The sequence below is a fragment of the Flavobacterium sp. genome (genome assembly GCF_028712645.1).
Taxonomy (GTDB): Bacteria; Bacteroidota; Bacteroidia; order Flavobacteriales; family Flavobacteriaceae; genus Flavobacterium.
In genome coordinates this window covers 1-9,939 of the sequence record NZ_JAQTPQ010000003.1, presented here as the reverse complement: position 1 = coordinate 9,939, position 9,939 = coordinate 1, and the positions used below count along the sequence as shown (strand labels likewise).

Annotated in this window: 8 protein-coding genes and 1 pseudogene; 5 read left to right on the top strand and 4 right to left on the bottom strand. The window is 31.5% G+C overall.

All coding sequences use genetic code 11. The features are described from left to right. Positions 1-34 precede the first annotated feature (34 nt). The 4 genes from PHC28_RS00390 to PHC28_RS00375 all read right to left on the bottom strand — a co-directional run bounded on the left by PHC28_RS00390 (position 35) and on the right by PHC28_RS00375 (position 6,016). Positions 35-2,572, bottom strand: a complete 2,538-nt coding sequence (locus PHC28_RS00390) for a PorP/SprF family type IX secretion system membrane protein (protein WP_300095319.1) — start codon at positions 2,570-2,572, stop codon at positions 35-37. Continuing rightward, positions 2,573-4,051 (bottom strand): gliding motility-associated C-terminal domain-containing protein, encoded by a 1,479-nt coding sequence (locus PHC28_RS00385; RefSeq protein ID WP_300095314.1) that lies wholly within the window; start codon positions 4,049-4,051, stop codon positions 2,573-2,575. Between the two features lie 70 nt (positions 4,052-4,121). Continuing rightward, positions 4,122-5,405 (bottom strand): hypothetical protein, encoded by a 1,284-nt coding sequence (locus PHC28_RS00380; RefSeq protein WP_300095309.1) that lies wholly within the window; start codon positions 5,403-5,405, stop codon positions 4,122-4,124. A gap of 155 nt (positions 5,406-5,560) precedes the next feature. Beyond that, a complete protein-coding gene (locus tag PHC28_RS00375; protein WP_300095303.1) occupies positions 5,561-6,016 on the bottom strand; it encodes a hypothetical protein in 456 nt (151 codons plus the stop codon). Between the two features lie 501 nt (positions 6,017-6,517). Here PHC28_RS00375 and PHC28_RS00370 point away from each other — a divergent pair. From PHC28_RS00370 to PHC28_RS00350, 5 genes and pseudogenes are all read left to right on the top strand, one after another. After that, positions 6,518-7,666 (top strand): DNA polymerase III subunit delta', encoded by a 1,149-nt coding sequence (locus PHC28_RS00370; protein WP_300095299.1) that lies wholly within the window; start codon positions 6,518-6,520, stop codon positions 7,664-7,666. Positions 7,667-7,670: 4 nt separating this feature from the next. Further along, positions 7,671-8,054 (top strand): DoxX family membrane protein, encoded by a 384-nt coding sequence (locus PHC28_RS00365; RefSeq protein WP_300095296.1) that lies wholly within the window; start codon positions 7,671-7,673, stop codon positions 8,052-8,054. A 153-nt stretch (positions 8,055-8,207) separates the two neighbouring features. After that, entirely contained in the window at positions 8,208-8,717 is a 510-nt protein-coding gene (locus tag PHC28_RS00360; protein ID WP_300095293.1) for an acyl-CoA thioesterase, read from the top strand. Between the two features lie 36 nt (positions 8,718-8,753). Then, positions 8,754-9,500, top strand: a complete 747-nt coding sequence (locus PHC28_RS00355) for a hypothetical protein (RefSeq protein WP_300095290.1) — start codon at positions 8,754-8,756, stop codon at positions 9,498-9,500. A 136-nt stretch (positions 9,501-9,636) separates the two neighbouring features. Next, positions 9,637-9,939: pseudogene (locus tag PHC28_RS00350) on the top strand (DNA recombination/repair protein RecA); the annotation flags it as partial.

The following is a 9,939-nucleotide window of genomic DNA, read 5'->3' as shown; positions in this document are numbered from 1 at the left end:
GATTATATGTTTTTATAATTGATTTGTTTTTTGCTTAATTTTCTATTTTTACTACTGACATTTTACTATTATAGGGTCTATTCCCTTTTGACTCCATCCCTTTTTGTGCTTCTTCTATTGATTCGTATTTATCACAATAAATGAAATATTTTCCTGATTTAACATCATAGAAGAAATCAACATTTGGTTGTCCTGAGGCTACGGTTTTAGTTAAAAAACTATCTCTTTTTACTATATCGTCATGTACGGCAACAACTAAATAATATCCTTTTTCTGTGTTTTTAATATCTTTTAAAACTTGAACATTCGACTGCTCTTCACCAAAATCAAAATCAGATTCTTTTAAAGGAATTGTGCTAACAACCGTTTTTTCTTTTATTCTTTTTAATGTAGCCACATCTTGCAAATATCGGTCTTGATTATTAGCAAAAGCGGCTCGTTTTATTCTTCTTTTTTTCTCAATCTCGGTATCAACTTTGATTTTTTCTAAAGTTGAAACTAAATCCAAATTCGATTTTATTGCTTTTACGTGTTCTGCTTTAAGATCTTGAATTGTTTTTAAATAGGATTGATTTGTAACATCATTTATATTACCTCCATTTTTAATCCTTTCTTTATATAAATTATCTAACGCAACTATTTTTTCTTTTTGAGATTGATTCATTAACTCAATTTGAGATTCCAAACTTTCTAATGCAATGTTTTCAGCCGTGACGCTTTTGAATGGTTTTGGCTCTTTAAAAATACCTTTTTCACTCAGATCATTTTCCTCTTTTAAATCTTTTAAATCTTTTTCTTTATCAGATACTTTGTCATTTAACTGCCTTATTAAATCTTGTTGTTCCTTTTTAGAATCTGTTACAATTTTTGTCAAATCATCTATTGATTTAGCATTTTCGTCTTTAGGTTTTTCTGCTAATTGTTTAGCTTCCGCATCTGCTTCTGCTTTCAATCTGGCTTCTTCAGCAAGTTTTGCTTTTGCTGCTGCATCGGCTTTTAATTTTGCTTCTGCTAATTGTTTGGATTTCGCGTCTGCTTCGGATTTCAATCTTGATTCTTCAGCAAGTTTTGCTTTTGCTGCTGCATCGGCTTTTAATTTTGCTTCTGCTAATTGTTTGGAGTTCGCGTCTGCCTCGGATTTCAATCTTGATTCTTCAGCAAGTTTTGCTTTTGCTGCTGCATCGGCTTTTAATTTTGCTTCTGCTAATTGTTTGAATTTCGCGTCTGCTTCGGATTTCAATCTTGATTCTTCAGCAAGTTTTGCTTTTGCTGCTGCATCGGCTTTTAATTTTGCTTCTGCTAATTGTTTGGATTTCAAATATGCTTCGGATTTCAGTCTGGCCGTTTCGGCAAGTTTTGCTTTTGAAGCTATTCCTGAATTAGCTTTTAATTTGGATTCTGCTAATTGTTTAGCTTTAGCATCTGCTTCTGCTTTTAATCTGGCCGCTTCGTCAAGTTTTGCTTTTGAGGCTATTTCTGCATCTACTTTTGCTTTTGCGGCAGCTAATAGTTTGGCTTCCGCTTCGGACTTCAATTGTGCTTCTTTTTGTTCTTTGTATTTTTGATATTCTTGATGGGATATTTCTTTTAAAGGAGTTACTTTTACTCGATTTTCGGTAGCAGAAATAATTGATCCTTCATCCTCGTCGTCTCCATAATCATACTTTTTGCTGCTAAATTTATAGGCAAAAACAATTTCGTGTGAAACTCCAAAATTTGATAAATTCCCTGTTCCTTTTTCAAAATTGTATTCCATAGAAATTTTGGGAGTTATATTCATCCCAATTCCTCCCGACATTCCATACAAGGTATTATACCCAGCTTGAACCCATAACCCTTTGAGTAAAGTTAACATTGCTAATCCCGAAATAATGGTTTTGTCTTTTTTGATTTCGGTTTTTATCAAACCTGAAAATTTACTTCTATCAAAAAAACCATAGGAGTCTATGTAACCGTTGTACATTATATGCCCTTCTATACTTTTTTCAGAATCATCTTCAATAATTTTTGAAGTTTTGAGATTATATAATATTAAATTATTTACTGATACACCAAAATCAAGAAAAGTAGTCCCATAATTTATTCCTGGACTTACTGTAATTAATGAATTTGATGGAATATTGTCTAACGATGGATCAGGATAATTTGTAATTACTTTTCCTTTATTTAAGCCGCTTTTGTATATTCCTAAATTCATTCCAAAAGTCAGATTACTGTCTTCCTGAAATGTTATGTTGTGCGCAAAATTAGCAACTGCACCAAAAGTGGTTAAAACACCATAATTTTGCTGAAACAATCCAAGAGCAACTCCTTCGCTCTCCCTAAATCTTCCTGAATAACTAAAAAGAAAGGTTTGTGGAGCATTGTCAAATTGAGCCCATTGTCTTTTATTATAAAAACTAAGCATTGGACTTTGTTCTTTAACAAAACTAAAAGTGGGGTTGATGATGAATTTATTAAATTTTAAAGAATTCCGAACTGGAAGTGCAAACGCAACAACTCCATCCTCTTGGGAATAGAGCATCTGTACAGCACAGAAAAAAAATAATATAACTATAAAGTTCCTATTCATTTATTTCACTACAGTTATTGAACCTTTTTTTACTTTCCCGTCTTGAGGAGTAATGATATAATAATATACAGGATTTATGTTTTTAAAATCTATCCCGTTCTCCGGCCAATTATTTAGATAATCATTTGTTTTTAATACAATTTCTCCTGAAGAATTCATCAAAATTACTTCGGTATTTGTTCCACTAACATATACTTGTGGGATACTCCATACATCATTTACTCCGTCATTGTTTGGACTAATTAAATTAGGAATATCGACGGCGTTTGCATCAATTATAGAATTTATTGTGAATAGAATTTCGTTTGTAATATAACATCCTGATAGTTGGGTTATGGTAACTTTATAATCTCCTGTACTGGTCACGGTAAAAGAATTTGAAGAAGCTTCAGAAATTTCAACTCCGTTTAAATACCATTTATACTCGGGACTCAATGCGTCTGTGCTTACTAATACCGTTTTTGAATCCCCTTCACTTATTGTGCTACTTTCAGGAATATTGATTGAAGTCGTTATTTTAAACACTTCCAAATCAATTGTTCCCGTAGATTTACATCCCCCAAAATCTACATCAACAGTATATTTACCTGCTGAACTAGTTTGATAGGTTTGTCCAATTGCTCCTGGAATTACAATATTATCTTTTTTCCAAACATAAGAGTTTCCTGTTGTTGCCGTCAAAGTAGTAGCACCAGCACTTGAACAAAAAGGGTTTGAAAGGCTAGAAGTAATTGTAGAAACAGATCCCGAAGCTCCACTAACGGTGACTTCTTGTGATCGAAAATTAACATCTGAACACGAGCCATAATTTATTTCTACATAATAAACTCCAGAAGAATTTACAACTAACGAAGCTCCTGTTTCTCCTGAAACTAGAAAGTTATCTTTATACCAATTGTACTTTAAACCTGGGAAATTTGCTGGGGAAGAACTAGGTATATTTGGTGTAGGATTATCAATAGTTATAGTAGCACTTCCTCCGTTACAAATGACAACATTTGAAAGTTGGTTGTTAATATAAAAAGGTTGCGAATACGGTTTATAATAAGCAGGAAAAGAAGTTTTTAAATCAAATGAACTGAAATCGCCACTAACAGCTCCAGTCGAACTTTTAACTCTTAATTTATAAGTTTCAGAACCGATTAAAGTAGAAGGCACGCCAAAAGATATGGTCTTTTCTCCTGCAGAAACATCTACCGTAGAAAGTGTTGTTGTAGCTATTGGATTTGCAAAACTGCCTTTATCATCTGAGAGTTCTACAGAAAATGTTGTCAAAGCTGGAAAGCCAGAAAATTTAAAATCAGCGTCAAAAGTATTGAAATCAGACTGGGCACATATTTTAACAAATGGTAATTTTTGAGGAAGTATAGTTTGAGCAAATGAACTTTTATAGCAGGATAAAATTAGTACTATTATAAAAAAAAGGTTTTTTACAATAGTTACCGTTTTACATTCGAGCTGTTTAAAATTCTTTTTCATACATAATGGTTTCAACTGCTCCCCAATGCAAGTTAATTATTGTTGTTTTTACATATAAAAATTGTTGCTATTAGTCCTCATTTGACACTGTTATTTTGCCCATTCGCAGTCTAAAATCTGGTTTCTTATCATTAGAAGAATCTACGAATGTTTCAGCGTTATCAGCTTTAGAATACACATTGGCAAAAGCAACATTCCCATACCAATTTTCTAAATCTTCATTATTCGAATTATATACCGAAAAAATATTTCCTTTGCATAAATTAAAATAGGTTTCTACTAATTTAATTTTTATAAGATTTTCATTATTAATCTCAATTTCAGGATCCAATAATATTGCAGGATTAAAGCCTGAAACAACTGTTTTTTTAAAGTTAATATTTGTGTTTTCAGCAACATACATAGCTTCTTTAACCAAACCCGATTCAATATCGGCACTTAAATTATTACTATTATTAACCAATGTTAAGTTTGTTGCAGTAACCAATGTTTGTTGTTTAGAAAAATCCACTTCTTCCTTTTTTTCATAAGAAGTAATTTCTAAACATCTAGATCCCGTATTACTTGATAAATAAGGAGATCGAATGGCTAACGAATTGTTTATGCAACATTGTGTTCCATAATTAAATTTAAAATCATCAGCAATTGATTTAAAAGAAATCAGCTTGTTTAAACTTAGTTCCCCTCCTTCTATTCCAAAGGAATTTCCTGCAGAATAACTAACCATAATGTTTTCTATTATTGTTTTATTACCTATTCCAGCTAATAATAATGAATTAAAATTTTCAAATCCTTTTATTTTTTTTCCTGCATATTCAATTCTAGCATATCTTAAAATACCTGAACTACTTTCAATATCGTTCCCTCCATAAGAAGCTAAAATTGGGTTTAAACCATAGCCTACATTGGATACATTACCAAATTTATTAGTAGGTGCATCCCCCAGAATAATTATACCTCCCCAATCACCAGCCTTTTTTACACTTCTATTAGAAGTAAAAATAATTGGATCGGTTTCTAAACCATCAGCAATTAATTTTGATCCTCTTGTAATTATTAAAGTACCTTTCGATTCATAATCCCCTATAATTACAGTCCCTGGTTCAATAGTAAGGGTTGCATAGTTTGTCACAAAAACATCTCCTTGTAATTCATAAATATTTTTCTTATACAACTTTGTGTTTTCAGTAATGTTACCAGCCAAAATTTCATTCGCTTCACCATAATCAACTTTATTAGGAGAAAATTCAGTCCATTTGTTTGACCATATACCAGTAATTCCTTTTTCTTGTTGTGCATTTACACCAAAAACTACTAAAAAGAACATCCCTATTATTAGAGTAGAATTTTTCATAGGTTCTAAATTTAATTTTATTGGGGTTAACTTAAATTTTAATATTTTTCTTTTCTTAATTTAATCAAAACGCATAATCCACTAGATGAAAAAACAGCCTTTTATAGCTGTAGTATTCTAAATAAATTAAAAAAAAGAATAAAATCATATCTACTTTATTCACTAGCTTCACCTAATTCATGTAATGATTTCATCATACTTTCATAAAATAAAATAGCCGTAATCAAATTATTTTTGTCAGAATAAGGCATTATTTTTGTTTGAAAATTAACAGTTGATTCAAGAAAATCAGCAATTGCTTTTTCTTGATTTTCAAAGTCTTTCTTGTGTTCCGAATCTAATGGAATTCCTATATCTGCCATTGTTATTCCTGATCTTGTAGATAAAGCAATATATGGCAATGTTTTAATAAGAACATTTATACGCTCTGTATATAATGTTATTAATTCTCCCTTATTAAGCTCTTTTAATTCTTTTAGATCATAATATTTTTTAATTGTTGCTGTCCTACTTATAATGCTTTTTGGTGCATTTGCTTTTTTATTTTGAGCTCTAACTCCATTAAAGATAATAATCAAAAAAATACTAAAAATTATACTTTTATTTTTCATAATTAGATTCTATATTTTATTTACAAAAACAAATATATATAAATAATATATACGAAATCAAAAATATCATTAATTTTTAACTAAAAAGATTACAAAAATAAAAATCAATTGTTTTTTATCGGATAAATCTGTATTGTGTCGAAGAATTTGTATTAATATTTACTTCAATCATAAGTTTTACATTCGTTTTTTTATCCATCAAAAAAAAATTTACTGATATATTTGAATAAATAGAAAAAATATTACAAATTTTAAGATACTTGTAGTTGGTCGGTTATTTTAAATATTTCGTCGCTAAATTTAATTACTTAACAACCGTGCATAAAATAATAAATGAACTCAGAACAAAAAAACAATAAAAATTAATTCCAAAATATCTAACCCATCTTCGCCAATTTTATAATGATTTTAGATTAAAAAAACTTGCCTTAATCAAGCATTTTAATGTTCTAAAACAATAAATATTTTCTGTTTTGAAGCTTTTTGTCCTATATTTGCCTTATGCAGTTTTCAGAAATATTAGGTCAAGATCACATCAAAAATCACTTAACCCGAAGTGCCAATTTAGGTAGAATTCCTCACGCACAATTATTTGTTGGCCCAGAAGGATGTGGTACTTTGGCAATGGCAATTGCTTATGCTCAATACATTTTGTGTGGCAATCAAAACGGAGAAAACTCGGGCTCTAATGAAGCTTGTAATTTAAAATTTCAAAAGATTTCGCATCCTGATTTACATTTCGTTTATCCAACAGTAAGCACCGAAGAGGTAAAAACAAAACCCAAAAGCATTGATTTTATTGGTGATTGGAGAGTGTTTGTAACCCAAAATCCCTATGGCGGTTTGTTTGATTGGTATTCCGTTTTGGGAGTGCAAAACAAACAAGGGGAAATTCGAGTCGATGATGCCCAAGAAGTATTAAAGTCATTATCCTTAAAATCATACGAAGGCGGTTATAAAATTATGATTGTTTGGATGGCTGACAAAATGAATATTGCTGCTTCTAACAAATTATTGAAGCTGCTCGAGGAACCGCCAGAAAAAACAGTTTTCATATTGATTTCGGAAAACGAAGAAGACATCATCCAAACGATTCGTTCGCGTTGTCAAGTATTGCATTTTAATGGATTGAGCGAACATGTGATTGCCGAAGCTTTGGTTTCGCGTGAAAATATAGAATCAAAACTAGCCACAAAAATCGCCCATCAAGCACAAGGAAATTACAATAAAGCTTTGCATTTACTTACTGATGAAAGTGAAGAATTCCCTTTCGAACAATGGTTCGTGGTATGGGTTCGTGCGGCTTTTAAAGCCAAAGGAAATCCAGCGGTTATCGCCGACTTAATTCTTTGGAGCGAACAAATTGCAGTTTTGGGAAGAGAAACCCAAAAGAAATTCCTGCAGTTTTGCATCGATATTTTCCGTCAGGCGTTGCTATATAATTACGAAACTCCGAGTTTGGTTTATTTGGAACCCACGGTCGAAAATTTTTCAATAGCTAAATTTGCGCCTTTTGTCAACGGCAACAACATCAACGAAATATTCCAGGAACTGTCCGATGCCATTTATCATATTGAACGCAACGGAAATGCTAAAATTATTTTGACCGATTTATCTATAAAACTCACTCGTTTAATCCATAAAAAATAGACTTATGAATAACGCTGCTTCTATTTTACTTTTGGTTTTTTTAGCCATTACATTCATTCAATCTGGCTATGACAAACTGTTTTATTGGAAAGATAATATTGATTTTTTAAAGGAACATTTTGCCAAAACCCAATTGAAAAACTTGACTCATTTAGCCCTGCTGAATATTCTGATTTTAGAATTAATTTCGGGGGTTTTGTGTGTCGTGGGCTGCATCGAATTATTCGTAAGCAATGGAAGAACATTCGGATTATATGGAGCCGTTTTTTCGTGCATTACTTTGTTGATGCTGCTTTTTGGACAGCGGTTAGCCAAAGATTATGACGGCGCCAGAACAATTGTCATTTATTTTATTCCCGCTGTTATGGCGGTTTATTGGTTAAATTAGAACCCTACTTAACAAGTTTACCATATAAGGCATATAAGTACATTCAAGGTTGGATTGCAAAATTCTTAAACTTATTAATACTTCATAAATTCATATTACAGTTAACTTAAGTGACCTTATATGTCTTATATGGTTAAAAAACCCAGATAAATTATGACTCCAAAACATCCTTCTGAATCGTTGACCGTATTGACTGATTTGGTTTTGCCAAGCGAAACCAATCCGTTGAATAATCTTTTTGGTGGCGAATTATTGGCTCGAATGGATCGTGCCGCTAGCATTTCGGCAGGAAGACATTCCCGCAGAATTTCGGTAACCGTTTCTGTAAATCACGTGGCATTCAACAAAGCTATTCCGCTGGGAAGTGTTGTTATTGTTGAAGCAAAAGTGTCGAGAGCCTTCAAGACTTCAATGGAAATTTACATTGACGTTTGGGTCGAAGACCGACTTTCGGGAGAAAGAATCAAGTCGAATGAAGCTATTTATACTTTTGTGGCCGTTGATGACAAGGGAAAACCAGTTGAAGTTCCGCAAATAATTCCCGAGACTAAACTCGAAAAGCATCGCTATAATGATGCTTTGAGAAGAAAACAATTGAGCCTCGTCTTGGCCGGAAAATTGAATCCTCACGAAGCTACAGAATTGAAGGCTTTGTTTGTTTGAAAAAAAATTTAGATTAATTCATAAATAAAACTTGTTATGAAAAAAATAGCAGTTCTTTTTTTATTAATAACTACATCTTGCCTTGCTCAATTAGATTTAAGAAGCAATCCATATTTGAAAGGAGAAATAATATTAATAAATGGTGAAATAAAAAGCGGTCTTATCAAACTAGATGGTACAGCATTTAGCATAAAGTTTAAGGAAAATGAAGACCAAAAAAATTCAGATAAAATTGATTATAAAAATATTGATAAAATTGTTATCAACCCAAACCTTTCAACCAGAAGGGAGTTTTATTACAAAAAAACAGATGCTGATAAATTTAATAAATTCGTTGAATTAATTTATTCGAACAAATTTGAAGTATATGTTTATTCTCCTGACAACCAAAGTTTATTTTATAATGGTCTTGACAGAAGTAATGTTGCAGACTGGCTTAGTTATGAGCATTTAGAATCTTCAAGAATTAAAGGAGAATTAAACCGGTTAAATGACTTAAAGAATGGCACTAATTCTGCAAATTACTTAAATCATACAAAGCCAATTAACTATTCAAAAATAAAAGAAAATTTATCTAAAGCAAAAAACATAAAATATTTATTGCATAAAAAAGATTCCGAAAAATTGAATTTCATTAATTCAAATAAAAATTTAAAAGAATTTGCAATTGAAAACTTTAAAGATTGTCCAGAATTAATTTTAAAAATAGAAAATAAAGAATTGATTTTGGATGATATAATTGAAATAGTTGATTTATATAATAAATGTATTGGTGGTGAATAAATTTGAAAATAACGAACACCAAATATCGTTTTTTTTAGAGATTAATTCAAAAACATTCCCCTTGCTTCTTCCAAAAAAAGAAGTATTTTTACAAAAAGATAAGTACAAAAAATAAATGAAAGAAAAGGTAAAAGAGATGAGTTCAGAAAAAGAAGCCAAATTAAAAGCACTACAGCTTACACTTGACAAGCTGGATAAAACTTACGGAAAAGGCACCGTAATGAAAATGGGCGACAAAGCCATTGTAGAAGTAGAAACTATTTCTTCTGGATCTTTGGGAATCGATTTAGCCTTGGGAGTTGGTGGTTATCCAAGAGGAAGAGTGATTGAAATATACGGTCCGGAATCTTCTGGAAAACCAACTTTGACTTTGCACGCCATTGCCGAAGCCCAAAAAGCAGGTGGAATTGCTGCTTTTATAGATGCAGAACACGCTTTC